Annotated in this window: 12 protein-coding genes; 3 read left to right on the top strand and 9 right to left on the bottom strand. The window is 50.8% G+C overall.

The genetic code is table 11. The features are described from left to right. Positions 1–89 precede the first annotated feature (89 nt). Positions 90–1241: a glycerate kinase gene (locus WN56_RS05095; RefSeq protein ID WP_046073993.1), complete on the top strand. Its 1152-nt coding sequence runs from the start codon at positions 90–92 to the stop codon at positions 1239–1241. A 61-nt stretch (positions 1242–1302) separates the two neighbouring features. On the opposite strand, the gene acnB is transcribed toward WN56_RS05095, so the two are convergent. Continuing rightward, positions 1303–3900 carry a bifunctional aconitate hydratase 2/2-methylisocitrate dehydratase gene (acnB, locus tag WN56_RS05090; RefSeq protein ID WP_046073992.1) on the bottom strand — a complete coding sequence of 866 codons (2598 nt, stop codon included), beginning with the start codon at positions 3898–3900 and terminating at the stop codon, positions 1303–1305. A 554-nt stretch (positions 3901–4454) separates the two neighbouring features. Between acnB and WN56_RS05085 the strand changes: the two genes are divergently transcribed. Then, positions 4455–6368, top strand: coding sequence for a methyl-accepting chemotaxis protein (locus WN56_RS05085; protein WP_046073991.1), 1914 nt, complete (start codon positions 4455–4457; stop codon positions 6366–6368). Between the two features lie 51 nt (positions 6369–6419). Here WN56_RS05085 and WN56_RS05080 read toward each other — a convergent pair whose 3' ends face one another. After that, the gene (locus WN56_RS05080; protein WP_046073990.1) at positions 6420–6653 is read right to left on the bottom strand and encodes a hypothetical protein; all 234 of its coding nucleotides are present in this window, start codon (positions 6651–6653) and stop codon (positions 6420–6422) included. Positions 6654–6824: 171 nt separating this feature from the next. On the opposite strand from WN56_RS05080, the gene WN56_RS05075 reads away from it, so the two are divergent. After that, on the top strand, positions 6825–7355 hold the full coding sequence (locus WN56_RS05075) for a TetR/AcrR family transcriptional regulator (RefSeq protein WP_046073989.1): 531 nt from the start codon (positions 6825–6827) through the stop codon (positions 7353–7355). Between the two features lie 81 nt (positions 7356–7436). Here the strand turns inward: WN56_RS05075 and lpdA are convergent, their stop codons facing one another. From lpdA to WN56_RS05040, 7 genes are all read right to left on the bottom strand, one after another. Beyond that, positions 7437–8861 (bottom strand): dihydrolipoyl dehydrogenase, encoded by a 1425-nt coding sequence (gene lpdA, locus WN56_RS05070; RefSeq protein WP_046073988.1) that lies wholly within the window; start codon positions 8859–8861, stop codon positions 7437–7439. Between the two features lie 186 nt (positions 8862–9047). Beyond that, positions 9048–10919, bottom strand: coding sequence for a pyruvate dehydrogenase complex dihydrolipoyllysine-residue acetyltransferase (aceF, locus tag WN56_RS05065; protein ID WP_046073987.1), 1872 nt, complete (start codon positions 10917–10919; stop codon positions 9048–9050). A 12-nt stretch (positions 10920–10931) separates the two neighbouring features. Continuing rightward, on the bottom strand, positions 10932–13598 hold the full coding sequence (gene aceE / locus WN56_RS05060; protein ID WP_046073986.1) for a pyruvate dehydrogenase (acetyl-transferring), homodimeric type: 2667 nt from the start codon (positions 13596–13598) through the stop codon (positions 10932–10934). An 89-nt stretch (positions 13599–13687) separates the two neighbouring features. Beyond that, positions 13688–14461, bottom strand: coding sequence for a pyruvate dehydrogenase complex transcriptional repressor PdhR (gene pdhR / locus WN56_RS05055; RefSeq protein ID WP_046073985.1), 774 nt, complete (start codon positions 14459–14461; stop codon positions 13688–13690). 236 nt (positions 14462–14697) lie between these two features. Continuing rightward, a complete protein-coding gene (gene ampD / locus WN56_RS05050) occupies positions 14698–15246 on the bottom strand; it encodes a 1,6-anhydro-N-acetylmuramyl-L-alanine amidase AmpD (protein WP_046073984.1) in 549 nt (182 codons plus the stop codon). Between the two features lie 24 nt (positions 15247–15270). Next, positions 15271–16575, bottom strand: coding sequence for a diguanylate cyclase domain-containing protein (locus WN56_RS05045; protein ID WP_052708024.1), 1305 nt, complete (start codon positions 16573–16575; stop codon positions 15271–15273). Continuing rightward, positions 16572–17567, bottom strand: coding sequence for an ABC transporter substrate-binding protein (locus WN56_RS05040; RefSeq protein ID WP_052708023.1), 996 nt, complete (start codon positions 17565–17567; stop codon positions 16572–16574). Before WN56_RS05040 ends, WN56_RS05045 begins: the two co-directional genes overlap by 4 nt. Positions 17568–17573 lie beyond the last annotated feature (6 nt).

Genomic DNA, 17573 nt, shown 5'->3' with positions numbered 1-17573 from the left:
TTGTCAGAATTGCCAAGCCAGTGCTGTCATCAAAATGTCACTTCAACCATACTTAAATGGAATAACAGTAAGCAGTAAAGGATAGGCTTATGCATATCGTGATCGCGCCTGATTCATTTAAAGAGAGCCTGAATGCTCGCCATGTTGCACAGGCGATCGAGGCAGGCATGGCGCCTATTTTGCCTCACGCTCGCTTTTCACAACTGCCAATGGCGGATGGGGGCGAAGGTTATGCGCAAAGTTTTCTCGACCAAATCGGCGGTGAGCGTTATCACTGTGAGGTGACTGGACCCGACTTTCGCCCGGTGACCGCCGAATTTGTTATCAATCGCGAACATCGTCTGGCCGTTATCGATGTTGCCAGTGCTTCAGGCCTTCCCTTAGTCCCACAAGACGCACGCAACCCTCGTCATACCACCAGCTTAGGCACTGGCGAGCTTATTCGCGCCGCACTTGACCATGATATTGACGAAATCATTATCGGGTTGGGCGGCAGTGCGACCAATGATGTCGGTGCGGGGATCTTGACCGCCCTCGGTGCCAAGCTCCTTGATGGCGCAGGCCATCCCATCACGCCCACCGGAGAAGGACTCGGCGCCTTAATGACGATTGATCTTGATACGCTTGATTCACGGCTTAAGGCCGTGACACTGACCGCCGCCTGCGATGTGGATAATCCATTATGTGGACCGCACGGCGCCACCACTATCTTTGGGCCACAAAAAGGCGGGCAAGAAGAGGATATTCGTGTCTTAGAGCAATACCTGCACCGCTTTGCGAGTATCTGTCACTTGCAACTGGGACAGTCGGTTTGCCACTTTTCTGGCGCCGGCGCAGCAGGAGGTATAGGTGCTGCCTTGGGAGGGCTACTCGGGGCAAGACTCGAACCCGGGGTCGACTTATTACTCTCACGCACCCAGGCTCATTCATTATTGGCCAATGCCGATTGGGTGATCACTGGCGAGGGGCGTGTCGATGGACAAACGCAGCACGGCAAAGTGCCGGCTGCTATCGCCAGCATTGCACAAGCTTATCAGATCCCAGTCGTGGTGCTCGCAGGCAGTGTGGGCGACGATTGCGAAGCGCTTTACCAACAAGGTGTCACGGCGATATTTCCCATTCAAGCCGGCCCCTGTGAATTGAGCGACGCGCTAATGAACAGTAAAAAAAACCTCATTCGCACCAGTGAAAACATCGCACGCATGATCCGACTCTCCTCCCATCGATCCACAACGGCTTAACACACATAAAAAAAGCGCCCCACGTCTGGGGCGCTTTCAGAACGAAATGAGTCAGCAGCCGTTATACCGCTGCTTTAATAATCACATCATCCGCTTTTTTGGTGTAGGCATCCATTTGATGGAAGTTGAGGTAGCGATAGGTATCGCTGGCGGTCGCATTGATTTGCTCCGCGTACTCAAGGTACTCCTCTTTGGTCGGAATACGGCCAAGGATCGCGCCGACAGCAGACAACTCCGCTGACGCGAGATAGACATTCGCGCCTGTACCCAGTCGATTAGGGAAGTTTCGCGTCGAGGTCGACAGCACAGTCGATTTTTCTGCCACACGCGCTTGGTTACCCATACACAACGAGCACCCTGGCGTTTCGATGCGCACCCCTGCTCGGCCATAAATACCGTAGTAGCCTTCGGCGGTGAGCTGATCTCGGTCCATCTTCGTCGGTGGTGCCACCCACATACGGGTAGATAAACTCCCTCCGAACTTGTCCAGCAGTTTACCCGCCGCGCGGAAGTGACCAATGTTCGTCATACAGCTGCCGATAAAGACTTCATCAACACTGTCACCTGCCACATCTGACAAGCTACGTGCATCATCTGGGTCATTCGGCGCACACAAAATCGGCTCTTTGATGTCAGCCAAGTCGATCTCGAGCACATGCGCATATTCGGCATCTTTATCTGCTTCCATCAAACTTGGGTTTTCCAACCATTGCTGCATAGCTTGAATGCGGCGCTCGATGGTACGGCGATCGCCATAGCCCTCAGAGATCATCCACTTAAGCATCACAATGTTCGACTCGAGGTATTCAGCCACTGAATCTTGCGACAGCTTGACCGTACAGCCAGCCGCAGAGCGCTCCGCTGACGCATCTGACAGCTCAAACGCTTGCTCTACCGTCAGGTGCTCAACCCCTTCGATTTCCAAAATACGGCCAGAGAACTCGTTAATCTTGCCCGATTTCTCCACCGTCAGCAGCCCTTTTTGAATGCCAAAATAAGGGATAGCATGAACCAGGTCGCGTAGCGTTACCCCAGGTTGCATCTCACCTTTAAAGCGCACTAGGACCGATTCTGGCATATCCAGTGGCATCACGCCGGTCGCGGCCGCAAAGGCCACGAGACCTGAGCCAGCAGGGAACGAAATGCCCAGCGGGAAACGGGTGTGTGAATCCCCACCCGTCCCCACGGTATCGGGCAGCAGCATTCGGTTGAGCCATGAGTGGATCACACCGTCACCGGGACGCAGCGCCACGCCACCACGGTTCATAATAAAGTCGGGCAACGTATGGTGTGTTTCCACATCAACCGGTTTTGGATAAGCAGAGGTATGGCAGAACGACTGCATGGTCAAATCAGCGGTAAAACCAAGGCAGGCCAAATCTTTCAGCTCGTCGCGCGTCATGGGCCCGGTGGTATCTTGTGAGCCCACGGTGGTCATTTTTGGCTCACAATAGGTGTTCGGGCGCACGCCCTCAACGCCACACGCTTTACCCACCATTTTTTGTGCCAAGGTAAAGCCTTTGGTGGAATCAGCCACCGGACGTGGGCGACGGAACACCTCAGACGGCTCAAGCCCTAAGCATTCGCGGGCTTTGTCAGTCAGGCCTCGGCCAATGATCAATGGAATACGTCCGCCAGCACGCACTTCATCGTACAAGATGTCTGTTTTTAGTTGGAAGGTAGATAGGACATCATCGGTGCCGTGCTTGCACACTTTGCCGTCGGCCGGATACAGGTCAATCACATCGCCCATGTTGAGCTTGCTCACATCAAGTTCAATCGGCAGCGCGCCCGCATCTTCCATGGTATTAAAGAAAATAGGCGCGATTTTGCCACCTAAACAAAAACCACCTGAGCGCTTGTTAGGGACGTTAGGAATATCGTGCCCCATAAACCACAACACCGAGTTGGTTGCCGACTTACGAGACGAGCCAGTACCGACCACATCACCGACATAAACCAGTGGATGACCTTTTTCTTCCAGCTTTTTCATTTGCTCGATCGGGCCAATCTCTCCCGGTTTGTCCGGGTGAATACCTTCACGCTCGTTTTTCAGCATGGCCAGCGCGTGCAGGGGAATATCAGGACGCGACCAAGCATCTGGCGCGGGCGACAAGTCATCGGTGTTGGTTTCACCCGAGACTTTGAACACCGTCAGTGTCACTTTTTCAGGAATTTGTGGTTTTTCCAGGTACCACTCAGCGTTCGCCCACGACTCCATCACCTGCTTGGCGTAGGCATTGCCTGCTTTCATCTTGTCTTCAACGTCGTAAAACGCATCGAACATCAATAAGGTATGAGACAGCACTTTCGCCGCAATGGGCGCAAGCTTGTCATCATCAAGTAAGGTGATCAGCGGCTCGATGTTGTAGCCACCTTGCATGGTGCCAAGTAATTCAGTGGCACGCTCGGGGCTAATCAACGGAGACTGCGCTTCACCTTTTGCCAGTGCGGCCAGAAAGCCGGCTTTCACGTAAGCGGCTTCATCCACACCGGGTGGGATTCGGTTTTCCAGTAAATAAACGAGGGTTTCTTCTTCGCCAGCGGGCGGGTTTTTCAGCAGTTCTATCAAACTGGCGGTTTGCTCAGCGTTAAGCGGTTTAGGCACAATACCCTGAGCGGCACGTTCTTCGACGTGTTTACGGTAGGCTTCAAGCACGACTATTTCCTCTTTTCTCGGTCAGACCGTATGATCCAACATCCTTGGAAAGTGTTAGTACTCGTATCACGCTTATCCGGCGAAGTTTATTAAAATTTTCCAGCAAGACGAGGGTTCGAGCACGTAACCGCTGCGTGAGGATAGCATTTTTAACCTAAAATTAAAATCTACTCGTTTTGTGAAACATAATACTTAGGTCGTAGTGACGCGGCACACTATCCTCCACCTCTGAGTACAGGTTACTCAGAGCCTATCGCGGTTGTGACTGATTCTACACCGCTTTTCGCCATAGCGCAGTGATCCGGCTACCATTGCTCGATGCACCAATGTCCCGCAAACGACAGCGCACTTTTACCGCTTTATGTTGAAATCGCGAGGAGAGTGTCATTTTTATCAATAACCCTGAGCAAAGGCTTCAATTTTATTGTTTCATGGTCGATACATAACCAATCATTCACCCATATCTGCTAACTTAGATGTTAGTGCCATAAACATCATCACATTTTTGTCACGCTAACCTATCGTCTGTTAATAGACCAAATAGAGAGAAGGGCATGAAGCTAAAGCAACTCACGATCAAACAAAAACTCGTGTTGGCATTTGTCTCCGCGGTGATCGCCTCCACCGCCATCATCAGTTATATGAGCTTAAGCCAAGCACGCGACATCATGGAAAAGCGCCTGTTAGAAAACGAGCTTCCCACCACCCTCACCCAGTTTAGAGATACCATTGATAGTGAGGTCAACCAACTACAATCCGCCGCACGTCAGCTGGCTTCTAACCCGGTGATGCTAGATATCATCAACCAAGATATTACGCCCGCAGAAGAAACCCGCGTGATCAAACAGCTCAACGTATTACGTGAGCAATACGATTTGAATGATGCCTCCATTGCCAACCGCAACACCGGGCAGTATTGGAATCAGAACGGATTTTTACGGGTGTTAACGCGTGAAAAAGACAGTTGGTTTTACAACTTCCTCGACAGTGGCAATGCCACCATGGCCCAGGTTTTCCAAGAAGAAAACGGCGAACTCAAGCTATTTGTTAACTTCCAACAGCTCAACGGCAAAGGGTTAGCCGGTTTCTCACGCTCGTTGGAGGACATGACCCGCTTTTTGAATCAATTTAAAATTGAGCAGTCAGGGTTTGTGTTCTTAGTCAATGCTGAGGGCTTGGTCCAATTACACCGCGACACCAATCTGATGGGTGAGCAAACCCTAAGTGATATTTATGGTGGCCAAGCACGCAGCTTGCTACAAAAAGGCGATTTTAACCTTCTCGACACCCGTATTAATGGTGAAGAAGTACTGCTCGCATCCAGTTATGTGCCCTCCATGGATTGGTTTGTTATTGCAGATGTCCCTGCCGAAGAAGTCTATGCCCCCCTCAATGAAACGCGTAATCAGATCCTGATGGTGTCGGTTGTCGTCGGTCTTATTTTTATCGTCGTCGCCGTCTGGTTAGCTGCAACCATTACCAAACCCATCCAATATGTCGCCAATGTGTTCCGTGAAATCGGTGAAGGGGAAGGGGATCTGCGCCAACGTGTAGACATCAATAGCCAAGATGAAATTGGCCAACTCGCCTCTGGTTTCAACAGTTTTGTGGAGAAAATCCATCGTCTAGTCTCAGACGTTGCCCGTACCGGTGGCGAATTACGTAGTGCGGCCGAGCAAGTCTCTTCACAAGCCAGTGCTACCCAATCGCAAAGCGAGTATCAGCGGGATCGCACCGTGCAAGTGGTTACCGCCATCAATGAAATGGGGGCGACCGTTAATGAGATTGCAGGCAATGCCGCCAGTGCTGCCAGTGCCGCCAACCAAGCCTCTGATGATGCGGCAAGTGGCCAAGGCGTGGTGACCCAGGCACGGGATACAATCGCTCGCCTTGCTGATGACATGGAGAATATGTCGAAAGTGATCAGCGCCTTGGCTGAAAACACCGATTCGATCGGCGGCATTTTGGATGTGATTCGCGGGATCTCCGAGCAAACCAACTTACTGGCGCTGAATGCGGCAATTGAAGCGGCGCGAGCCGGCGAGCAAGGACGTGGTTTTGCGGTTGTCGCCGATGAAGTACGCAGCTTGGCCAGTCGCACCTCTGATTCCACCGATGAAATCCAGACCATGATTGACCGCCTGCAGCAAGAAGCGCGCAACGCCGTAGATGCCATGGAGCAAAGTCGCACCATGACTGCTGAAGGGGTCAATGCCTCCGATGAGGCGTCACAATCGCTCAATGCAATCAACGAGCAGATTGTACAAATCTCGGACATGAATACCCAGGTGGCCACCGCGACTGAAGAGCAGTCCACCGTGGTCAACGATATTAACCAAAATATCGAAGAGATTAACCACAGCTCACAGCAAACCGCTGATACCGCCAACACCATGGCAGAAGCCAGTGAGTCACTACGTGATCTTTCTAAGCGTCTTGATACCTTGGTTGGGAGCTTTAAGCTCTAAACCATTGCGATGCTACCAACTGACGCACGAAGCGGGCCTTGGCCCGCTTTTTTATTGTGCTGAACGAGGCCGCGCACTAGCAACGTCTTTTCCATCTTTCCATAGCTGACGCCATAAGGGTTTAACGCCCTCCTCAATCCCTAAAATAACGCACAAAAAGCCAACTCCACCCACTAATAATAACGGTGCCAATGTCAAACTCAGCAAACCTGAGTAAAGAAACAAAAATGGCACAAAGCATATATATCCAAACACGGTTTTTGTCATTTCCAATAATGTGTTCATTATGTCTCCTTACCTAAGACCAAAATTGAGCGCGCTCACTAACAATAAAATGAGCGCGCTCAATTTACAATATTTTTAGGCTAAAAAAAGGACAAACAGTATTAAGATCGAGGAAAGGATCATGGCGAGCACCACACCAAGTCAGTATCATGAAACAAAAAAGGAGTGAATGTGGATACACCCAAAAAACAGGCGACACGCCAGAAGATCCTCGACAGTGCATGGGCATTATTTGTGGAGCAAGGGTTTGCGGATACCACTACACGTCAAATTGCACATAAGGCGGAGGTCGCGACAGGAACTGTCTTCTCACACTTTCCGTTGAAAATTGACTTGCTAAAAGTTGGGCTGATGACACGTATTGATACCGTGCTCGAAAACGCTGCCAAATTGGATCACTCAGACACGCCAACGCAACGACTTCTCCATTATGCCGATCACCTCTATGCGTTTTATCTCACGCATCCAGACTTCAGCCGAGAGCTCTTTCGTGCACTCTTGTGGCAGCAAAAAGCCTTAGCGCATCACATCGCGCCTTTTCAAGCTCACCTTTCTATTGAGCAAAGTCCAAATCATCAGGCGAAAACTGCGTTAATGATGGATGCCTATTTCATGACCTTGTTTCAAGGCTTAAGTGAGCCTATCTCCACCAAAGAGGCCATGCTTAGCCGCCTAGCTGATAAGCTTGCGACCATCGCGTAACCATATCGCAGGTGTTGTAAATGACAGAGATAAAAAAGCCCCGCATGGCGGGGCTGAGTCAGAAAAACATAAACGTGTGGTTTATTTCTTTTTCTTCGCTTTCGGGTTAGGCATATCAGTGATTGAGCCTTCAAACACTTCTGCAGCCAAACCAACCGATTCGTGCAAGGTGGGGTGAGCGTGTACTGTCAAGGCGACATCTTCCGCATCACAACCCATTTCAATGGCAAGACCGATTTCACCCAGCAGCTCACCGCCGTTGGTACCCACGACGGCACCACCAATCACACGGTGGGTGTCTTTGTCGAAGATCATTTTGGTCATACCGTCTGAACAGTCAGACGCAATCGCACGACCTGAAGCCGCCCATGGGAAGGTCGCCACTTCGTAGTTAATGCCTTCTTCTTTACACTCTTTCTCAGTTTTGCCGACCCAAGCCACTTCTGGCTCAGTGTACGCAATCGATGGGATCACTTTTGGATCGAAGTAATGCTTCTTACCTGAGATAACCTCTGCCGCCACATGGCCTTCGTGTACACCTTTGTGCGCCAGCATAGGCTGACCCACGATGTCACCAATCGCATAGATGTGCGGCACGTTGGTGCGCATTTGCTTATCAACATTGATAAAGCCACGATCGTCGACTTCAACACCCGCTTGGCCCGCATCAAGCAGTTTGCCATTCGGGCTACGGCCGATAGCAACCAAGACAGCGTCATAGCGTACAGGCTCTGCTGGGGCTTTCTTGCCTTCCATGGTGACGTAGATGCCGTCTTCTTTGGCTTCTACCGCGGTCACCTTGGTTTCCAGCATGAGGTTCATCTTCTTGCTGATGCGCTTGGTAAAGACTTTGATCACGTCTTTATCTGCCGCAGGGATCACCTGATCGCACATTTCGACCACATCAACCTGTGAGCCGAGTGCGTGGTAAACGGTTCCCATCTCTAGACCAATGATACCGCCACCCATTAACAGCATTTTTTCAGGCACTTCTTTGAGCTCAAGCGCGTCGGTGGAGTCCCAAATGCGTGGGTCATCATGCGGGATAAATGGCAGCTCGATTGGACGAGAGCCAGCCGCGATGATGGCATTATCAAAGTTGATGGTAGTGCTTTCTTCCCCTTCGACTAACAGGGTGTTGGCACCAGTGAAACGGCCTGTGCCATTAACGACTGTCACTTTACGCTGCTTGGCCATACCGCCTAAGCCGCCCGTCAGTTGACCAATAACCTTATCTTTCCAAGAACGGATCTTGTCGATATCGGTTTGTGGTTCGCCGAATACCACGCCGTGTTCGGCCATGGCTTTGGCTTCTTCAATCACTTTGGCAACGTGAAGTAGGGCTTTAGATGGAATACAGCCGACGTTTAGACACACACCGCCAAGGTTGTTGTAACGTTCAACCAATACGGTTTCCAAACCTAGGTCGGCACAGCGGAAAGCGGCGGAGTATCCAGCAGGACCAGCGCCAAGGACGACGACTTGCGCTTTGATTTCTTTACTCATTCTGACCTCGTTATAGTCTTATTCCCTGACAGGCTAAGAGCGGTAATTTTTTTATTGTTGTGGGTATCTGGGAGCCACAGTTTACAGCCATGTTAATGGGCTGAAAAATAAAAACCCATAGCCTGTGAGCTGCACAACAATTCCCGACCGACCTTTAACCGGCCAGCCGGGTTGTTGGTATTGCGATTAGAGTACCAAACGGCGAATATCAGACAGTAAGCCGTTGAGGTAGCTAATAAAGCGCGCGCCCTCGGCACCGTCAATCACACGGTGGTCGTAAGACAGCGATAGCGGCAGCATTAGGCGAGGTTCAAAGTCCTTACCGTTCCATACTGGCTTCATTTCTGACTTAGACACGCCCAAGATAGACACTTCTGGTGCATTAACGATTGGCGTAAACGCCGTACCACCGAGGCCCCCTAGGCTAGAGATGGTAAAGCAACCACCTTGCATGTCAGAGGCCGTTAGCTTACCGCTACGGGCTTTCTTCGATACCACCATCAGCTCTTCAGATAGCTCGTGAATGCCTTTCTTATTCACGTCTTTAAAGACAGGCACGACCAGACCGTTTGGTGTGTCAACCGCGATACCGATGTTGACATACTTCTTCATGATCAGGCTTTCACCATCTTCAGACAGTGACGCGTTGAATGAAGGGAAAGCTTCCAGCGCTTTAGCAGCCGCTTTCATGATGAACACCAATGGGGTGATCTTCATGCCTGACTCTTTCTTCTTCTCGATCGCGTTTTGCTCTTTACGGAACGCTTCAACTTCAGTGATATCGGCGTTATCCCACTGGGTCACGTGCGGGATCATTACCCAGTTACGTGCCAGGTTCGCACCCGAGATCTTCTTGATGCGAGACAGTGGTTTTTCTTCCGTTTCACCGAATTTGCTGAAGTCGACTTTCGGCCAAGGTAGCAGACCCAGTGCACTACCGTCGCCTGAGCCAGATGCTGCGCCAGATTCAAGACGCTTAAGCGCCTCTTTCACGTAGCCTTGCACGTCTTCTTTCAGTACACGTCCTTTACGGCCAGTGCCTTTGACTTTTGCCAAGTTAACACCGAATTCACGCGCAAGACGACGCACAACAGGTGACGCATGGGCGTACTCTTTGTTTTCGACAAACTCGTCTTTACCGGCATCAGCTTTAGCCGCTGCAGGTGCTTCCGCTTTTGGTGCTGGCGCGGATTTTTCCTCTGCAGCAGGTGCCGCGGCAGGCGCTGCCGGTGCGCTACCGGCTACCTCGAACACCATAATATGCGAGCCGGTAGACACTTTATCGCCCGCGGCGATTTTGATTTCTTTAACCGTACCCGCAAACGGTGCCGGCACTTCCATCGACGCTTTGTCGCCTTCAACGGTGATCAGAGACTGTTCTTCTTCAACCGTATCACCTACAGCGACCATGATGTCAGTCACTTCAACTTCATCACCGCCAATGTCAGGAACGTTGACATCTTTTGCTTCTGACGCAGCGGCGGCAGCAGGGGCAGCCTGTGCTGGCGCCTCAGCAGGGGCACTGCTGCCGACTTCAAACATCATGATAAGAGAGCCGGTTGACACTTTGTCACCCGAAGCAATCTTGATCTCTTTGACAGTCCCTGCAAACGGTGCCGGCACTTCCATTGAGGCTTTATCGCCTTCAACGGTGATCAGTGATTGCTCTTCTTCGACGCTATCGCCTACCGCCACCATGATCTCGGTGACTTCGACTTCATCGCCGCCGATATCAGGCACGTGCACTTCTTTGATTTCTGACGCAGCCGCTGGAGCAGCAGGGGCAGCTGGCGCCGCCTCTTGCGCGGGCGCACTTGGCGCGGCGCCTTCTGCTTCAAAGATCATCATCAAAGAGCCGGTGGTCACTTTGTCACCTTCGGCAATTTTAATTTCCTTGACCACACCCGCTTGTGACGCAGGGACTTCCATGGATGCTTTATCACCTTCAACGGTGATTAACGACTGCTCTTCTTCAACCTTGTCACCCACGCTGACAAGGATCTCAGTCACTTCTACTTCATCCGCACCGATGTCAGGTACATTAATCTCGATTGACATTATTTCAGCCTCTTACGCGAACAGCGGGTTTACTTTGTTGGTATCGATGTCGAATTTTTTGATCGCTTCTGCGACCACTTTTTTGTCAACATCGCCACGCTTAGCTAGCTCATTAAGTGCCGCCACAACCACATAGCCTGCGTTCACTTCGAAGTGACGACGGAGGTTTTCGCGGCTGTCAGAACGACCAAAGCCGTCAGTGCCCAGTACTTTGTAAGATTCAGCTGGGATAAACGCACGAACTTGGTCAGCGTAGTTTTTCATGTAGTCAGTCGCAGCAATTGCAGGCTCAGATCCCATTACAGTTTGAATGTAAGGAACTTGTGCCTCTGCATCTGGGTTCAACATGTTGAAACGATCTGCATCTTGGCCGTCACGTGCAAGCTCGTTGAACGAGGTCACGCTGTAAACGTCAGACGCCACACCGTACTCATCGCTAAGCAGCTTCGCCGCTTTACGCACTTCCGTCATGATGGTGCCAGAGCCCATTAGCTGGACTTTCGCTTTGTCGCCCGTGTAGGTTTCTAGCTTGTAGATACCTTTACGGATACCTTCTTCCGCGCCCTCAGGCATGGCTGGCTGATGATAGTTTTCGTTCATCAGCGTCAGGTAGTAGTAGATGTTTTCTTGGTCAGGGCCGTACATGCGACGGATACCGTCTTGCATGATCACCGCCACTTCGTACGCGAAGGTTGGGTCATAAGAGACACAGTTAGGTACCGTGCTTGCCAGAATATGGCTGTGACCGTCTTCGTGCTGTAGACCTTCACCGTTAAGCGTTGTACGCCCTGCGGTCGCGCCCAATAGGAAACCACGTGCTTGTTGGTCACCTGCCATCCACGCCATGTCGCCAACACGTTGGAAGCCGAACATTGAGTAGTAGATGTAGAATGGGATCATGGGCAGATCATTAGTGCTGTAAGAGGTCGCCGCGGCAACCCATGATGACATCGCACCGAGCTCGTTGATCCCTTCTTGCAGTACCTGACCGCCTTGGTCTTCTTTGTAATAAGACACCACACCGCGGTCTTCTGGAGTGTAAGTCTGACCGTGTGGGTTGTAGATACCTACTTGACGGAACAAGCCTTCCATACCAAAGGTACGCGCTTCGTCGGCAATGATTGGCACAATGTTTTTGCCAATGCTTTTGTCTTTCAGCAATACATTCAAAGAGCGTACAAAGGCCATGGTGGTGGAGATATCACGCTTCTGCTCAGACAGCAGGGCTGAGAAATCGTCCAGTTTTGGCAGTGTCAGTTCTTGCGTGAATTTAGGCAGACGCTGTGGGGTATAACCGTGTAGCGCTTTACGACGTGCGTGGAGGTATTCGTGCTCAGCAGAGCCTTCTTCCAACTTCAGGTACGTCAGGTTTTGTACATCGTCGTCAGACAACAAGTCTTGCAGGCCAAGACGATCACGCATCGCGTGAACATGAGTCATGTCCATTTTCTTCACTTGGTGCGCGATGTTTTTCCCTTCAGCCGCTTCACCCATGCCGTAACCTTTAACGGTTTTCGCCAAGATCACGGTTGGACGGTCATTGCACTCTTGTGCTGCTTTGAACGCAGCAAACAATTTAGATGGCTCGTGGCCACCACGCTTAAGCGCAAAGATCTCTTCGTCAGTCATGTCTGCAACCAGGGCTGCCGTTTCTGGGTACTTGCCGAAGAAGTGTTCGCGTACGTAAGCGCCATCTTTCGATTTGAACGTCTGGTAATCACCGTCGATGGTTTCATTCATCAACTGCAGTAATTTACCTGAGGTGTCTTTGGCCAGCAGTTTGTCCCAGCCAGAGCCCCAAACCACTTTGATCACGTTCCAGCCGGCGCCTTTAAAGAGGCCTTCCAGCTCTTGAACGATTTTACCGTTACCCATCACAGGGCCATCAAGGCGCTGCAGGTTACAGTTAATCAAGAAGCAGAGGTTATCCAGTTTTTCACGCGCCGCAAATGACAGCGCACCGCGTGATTCTGGCTCATCCATCTCACCGTCACCGAGGAACGCATAAACACGCTGCTCAGAGGTGTCTTTCAGGCCACGACCGTTGAGGTATTTGAGGAAACGCGCTTGATAGATAGACGCAATGGGACCCAGACCCATAGATACGGTTGGGAACTGCCAGAACTCAGGCATCAGTTTCGGGTGCGGATATGAAGACACCCCTTTGCCATCGACTTCCTGACGGAAGTTGTCGAGCTGCTCTTCGCTCAAGCGGCCTTCAACAAAGGCACGCGCATAGATACCTGGAGAAATATGACCTTGATAGTACACCAGGTCGCCACCGTCTTTCTCGTTAGGCGCACGGAAGAAGTGGTTAAAGCAGGTTTCATAAAATGCCGCCGAAGACTGGAATGATGCCATGTGGCCACCCAGCTCTAAATCTTTCTTGGACGCACGCAACACGATCATGATTGCGTTCCAACGAATGATAGAACGGATACGGCGTTCCAGATTCACATCACCTGGGTAAGCAGGTTCTTGATCAGCAGGAATGGTATTTACATAGTTGGTGGTCACGCCCGTTGGCATGTCAACACCGTCTAAACGTGCTTGCCCTAATACTTGCTCCAGAAGGAACTGGGCACGTTCTACACCTTCTTCACGAACGACTGACTCAAGAGCTTGCAACCACTCTTGTGTTTCAAGTGCGTCCACGTCATGTTTCATGACTTCAGACATGGCGATCTATCCTTTCGTTGATTGACTCGTACAAAACAAACGTTGTCGCAGCTGCAGTGCCCTTCGCGTTTTTATCGGTGCGAATAAGGCTACTCCAACTCGTCCTTGCGTTGTTGAATTCGACGTAGAGACCGTTCGCGACGGCTTTCTTCTCGACCAAGATCCAACAGAGTTTCCTCAATGTAAGCCAAGTGTGCATGCGACGCTTGTCGGGCTTTTTCTGGCTCGCCAGCGGTAATCGCATCCACTATCTCAGCTCGGTGTCGGCTGACGTTTTCCACCGTCTCTTGACGGCGATAAAGTAGCTCAAAATTTTGCAAAATATTCTGTTCCAGTAACGGCGCGAGACTGCGCATGATGTGAAGTAACACCACATTATGCGCCGCTTCCGTTACGGCAACGAGATACTGCATCACAGCCGATGCTTCTGCCTCTAAGTCCCCATTTTGCTGCGCTTGGCGAATGGCGTCATGACAGTCTTCAATGCGAGAGAAATCCTCTTCTGTGCCGCGTAGTGCGGCAAAATAAGAAGAAATCCCCTCTAAAGCATGCCGTGACTCCAATAAGTCAAGCTGGGTTTCTGGATGGTCCGCCAATAACTCTAGCAGTGGCTCAGAGAAGCGTTGCCAAAGACGTTCACTGACAAAGGTGCCGCCACCTTGCTTGCGCGTCAGTAGCTTTTTGACTTCAAGCCGTTGAATCGCTTCGCGCACTGACGGGCGAGACACATCAAATTGCGTCGCTAACTCTCGTTCAGGCGGTAACTTCTGGCCTGGAGACAAGGTCCCTTCCAGAATTAAGCCTTCGAGCTCTTTTTCAATTACATCTGAGAGTTTAGGTTGACGAATTCGCTGATATGCCATTGTATTTATTGACCATCCGCACCCTAAGCTCGGCGCTTAGTTGCAGAAACTGACTGATTGTAAATTGGTAAGACCAATTACTTTATTGATCCCTAAAGTTACCAGACAGCGGGTATTCTGTCCACCTGAACTTTGATTGACATCATGGAAACCTGTGTATTTTTAGCCTGACAGCCACGAATACTCCACCCTTCAAAATTGGTCAGACCATTTAGATCAATCAACGCAATAGGCATTTAAATCAGCGCGTGTAACTTTTTCCAGTCAAACGCCGCTCCAGGATCCGTTTTTCGTCCTGGGGCAATATGTTGGTGTCCTGTGATTCGATCACGGGTAATGGCTGGGTAGTACTGCATCAGCGTCTGCGTGATCGCCGCTAACGATTGGTACTGCTGATCGGTGTATGGATGTGTGTCTGTGCCCTCTAGCTCAATACCGATAGAAAAATCGTTACATTGCTGCCGACCGTCAAAACACGAAGCGCCAGCATGCCATGCACGAGCACTGAATGGTACAAACTGGATCACACTTCCATCTCGTCGGATCAGTAGGTGGGCAGAGACGCGAAGCGATGCGATCTCGGCAAAGTAAGGGTGTTCAGCCGGATCGAGGTGCCCCTGAAAAAACTGTTCAATATAGGGACCGTCAAACTGACCGGGCGGCAGGCTGATATTGTGGATCACCAGCAAGGAGATATCGTTACTATCCGGGCGTTGGTTATGATGAGGAGACAGGCAAGCGCGCGCGCCTACCAACCAATGATTGTCAATCTGTGAAAAAGACATACCCGATCCGCTTGAGCAAAATCGCTACTTTATCTGGTCAGTCGGTAGATTGGAATACAAGCAACAACGCGCTGTCGGATGGGTTTTGGCGTAATACATGGCGGCATCGGCTTGATTCATCATCTGCTGTAGCTCGAGTCCATCCGTTGGGAAGCAACTCACGCCGATACTAATGGCCAGAGACAATGAGGTATCGGCAACCTGTATTGGCGCGTGCATTTCGTCTTGGATACGTGTGATCACTTCATTCAACGCCGATTTGTCCGCTAACAAATCCAGCCAGACAATGAACTCATCACCGCCCAAGCGGCCAACCAAATCAGAGCGGCGCACGGATTGTTTCAAGCGCTGACTGACCACCTTGAGAAGCTCATCTCCCACACCATGTCCATAGGTGTCGTTCACTTGCTTAAAGTTATTCAAATCAATAAACAGTAAGGCAGCGTTCGTTTGGGCGCGATTAGCGCGCATCAACGCCACTTCAACATGCGATTCAAACGCACGCCGATTGAATAAGCCCGTCAACTCGTCGTGTTCGGCAAGGAATTTAAGTTGGTGTTGCTGTTCACGAAGCTGTTGGGTTTGGCGTGCGACTTCTTCGCTCAACTGTTTTTTGTCCACCATGGTATGGCTCAGCGCACGCTTCATCTCATTGACATGATCAGCCAACTCAGTCAGCTCATCTTTGTCAGTCAAGGTTAATTCAGTGGTTAAGTCACCTTGCTTTATTTGTGTAATCGTCGAATGCAATGCTTTTAGGCGGTGTGTTAACCGTCGCCGCAAGCTGGTCACAAACATGGTCACCAACAAGGCTAACACCACCAGTACACCACCATGTACGACTAACAGGGTTTTCTGTTGCTGCCCCGACTGGTGCATGACTTGCTGACGCACCGAAAAAGCGGTTTCACTCATCGCCTGCAGTAACACATTAAAACGTGAAAACAACATCAAACGCCTGTCATCCACAGAGGGATCATCATCTAATTGCTCGGCGGTAATGCCCAATAGGCGAACAATGCTGTTTGCCGCGAGTCGGATCGACTGCGCGGACTGCGGCGGTAACGCCTCTTCATCACTGCTTAACTGCGCCCGCAATGCGTTGGTTGACTGATGGACATCTTGACGTGTTTGCGTGCTGGGGTATTGGCGATACAACCATAGACGGCCTCGCAGACTATCAATCTGCGAATGCACCGCCACAATGCTGTCTAACCGTGCTTGGATTTGATTTTGCTTATAAAAAAGCTCCACCGTAATTAACAGCGTAACGAAGGTGAGCGCCGTACAAGCATACACAACGATACTGAGCTGCTGACCAATCCTCATTCTAATAAACTCACTTTTTGCGTGGCCTCAACCAAGGGGCCTGGGTTGAGTATGTGGCGGAATGACGGCGTGTTCCCTTCAACTAAACCCGCCTCTTGCGCCCATCGCGCTTGGTTTTTTAACCGCAGTAACAATGAGTCATTCAATGAAAGGCGAAATAAGTAATCTTGCCATAGCCAGCTGAGTTTATCGTCTGACATTTCAAGATACGCGGAGACCTGTGCCTTCGCTCGCTCTGGGTGCTGATGAATAAAGCTCACCGCGTCGTCTAAGGCACTGACAACCCGTTGCATGTCCTGGTGTTGCTTATTGACGAGCAAGCGATCACTGACTAACAGAAAAGAGAGGCTGTGCAAGCCTTTACTGTCAAGCGACTGTACCGGCTGGTTAGACTGCTTGAGTAGCTGATAGCCATAGGGCTCCCATATGGCTATCGCATCCACTTTCTCATCGAGGAGCGCGTTGGGCAGTGCTTCGGGGGGATAATCAACTTTTTCCACCTGATCTCTAGGAATGTCGTGCAATTGCAGCAAGGAATCAAAGAAATATTCACTGGCACTCGACGCAACAATGCCCACGCGTGCCTTGTCGAGCGCGTCCACCAGCGAGCCGCTAATCTCACGGCGAATAGACCAGAGTTTTACGTCGTTATCTGACTCGACAAAGCTGGTTAGCACATTAAAATCATCGCGCTCAAAACTGTTAAACATCACCACCGTCTCTGAGGTAGTGGCTAAGTCCACCTCCCCTGACATCAAGGATTGAAAGCTTTTTACGCCACCATGAACCGGCTTTAGCGTCATGTCGATGCCCTGCTTTTTAAACAAACCTTGCTCCTTAGCCACAATAATCGGTGCCGATAAGGGGGTAAGCGAGACGGCGATGGTCAGTGACGATAATGGCTCGGACACCGGAGGTCTGAGTTGCTGCCAAGCACGAAACCCAATGAACGCGATCGCTATCATGGCCACCAGCGCTAACCCTCGCTTCATGGCATC

Origin of the sequence: Salinivibrio sp. KP-1, from assembly GCF_000968645.1 — a bacterium.
Lineage (GTDB): Bacteria > Pseudomonadota > Gammaproteobacteria > Enterobacterales > Vibrionaceae > Salinivibrio > Salinivibrio siamensis.
Note: the sequence above shows the minus strand (reverse complement) of the source record. Positions and strands in the feature narration are given on the sequence as shown.

Excerpts from the sequence above, each read along its gene's own strand:
- WN56_RS05080 (WP_046073990.1), bottom strand. The coding sequence starts at position 6,653 with ATGAACACATTATTGGAAATGACAAAAACCGTGTTTGGATATATATGC.
- WN56_RS05095 (WP_046073993.1), top strand. The coding sequence starts at position 90 with ATGCATATCGTGATCGCGCCTGATTCATTTAAAGAGAGCCTGAATGCT.
- ampD (WP_046073984.1), bottom strand. The coding sequence starts at position 15,246 with ATGTCTTTTTCACAGATTGACAATCATTGGTTGGTAGGCGCGCGCGCT.
- WN56_RS05040 (WP_052708023.1), bottom strand. The coding sequence starts at position 17,567 with ATGAAGCGAGGGTTAGCGCTGGTGGCCATGATAGCGATCGCGTTCATT.
- pdhR (WP_046073985.1), bottom strand. The coding sequence starts at position 14,461 with ATGGCATATCAGCGAATTCGTCAACCTAAACTCTCAGATGTAATTGAA.
- aceE (WP_046073986.1), bottom strand. The coding sequence starts at position 13,598 with ATGTCTGAAGTCATGAAACATGACGTGGACGCACTTGAAACACAAGAG.
- WN56_RS05045 (WP_052708024.1), bottom strand. The coding sequence starts at position 16,575 with ATGAGGATTGGTCAGCAGCTCAGTATCGTTGTGTATGCTTGTACGGCG.
- lpdA (WP_046073988.1), bottom strand. The coding sequence starts at position 8,861 with ATGAGTAAAGAAATCAAAGCGCAAGTCGTCGTCCTTGGCGCTGGTCCT.
- WN56_RS05085 (WP_046073991.1), top strand. The coding sequence starts at position 4,455 with ATGAAGCTAAAGCAACTCACGATCAAACAAAAACTCGTGTTGGCATTT.
- aceF (WP_046073987.1), bottom strand. The coding sequence starts at position 10,919 with ATGTCAATCGAGATTAATGTACCTGACATCGGTGCGGATGAAGTAGAA.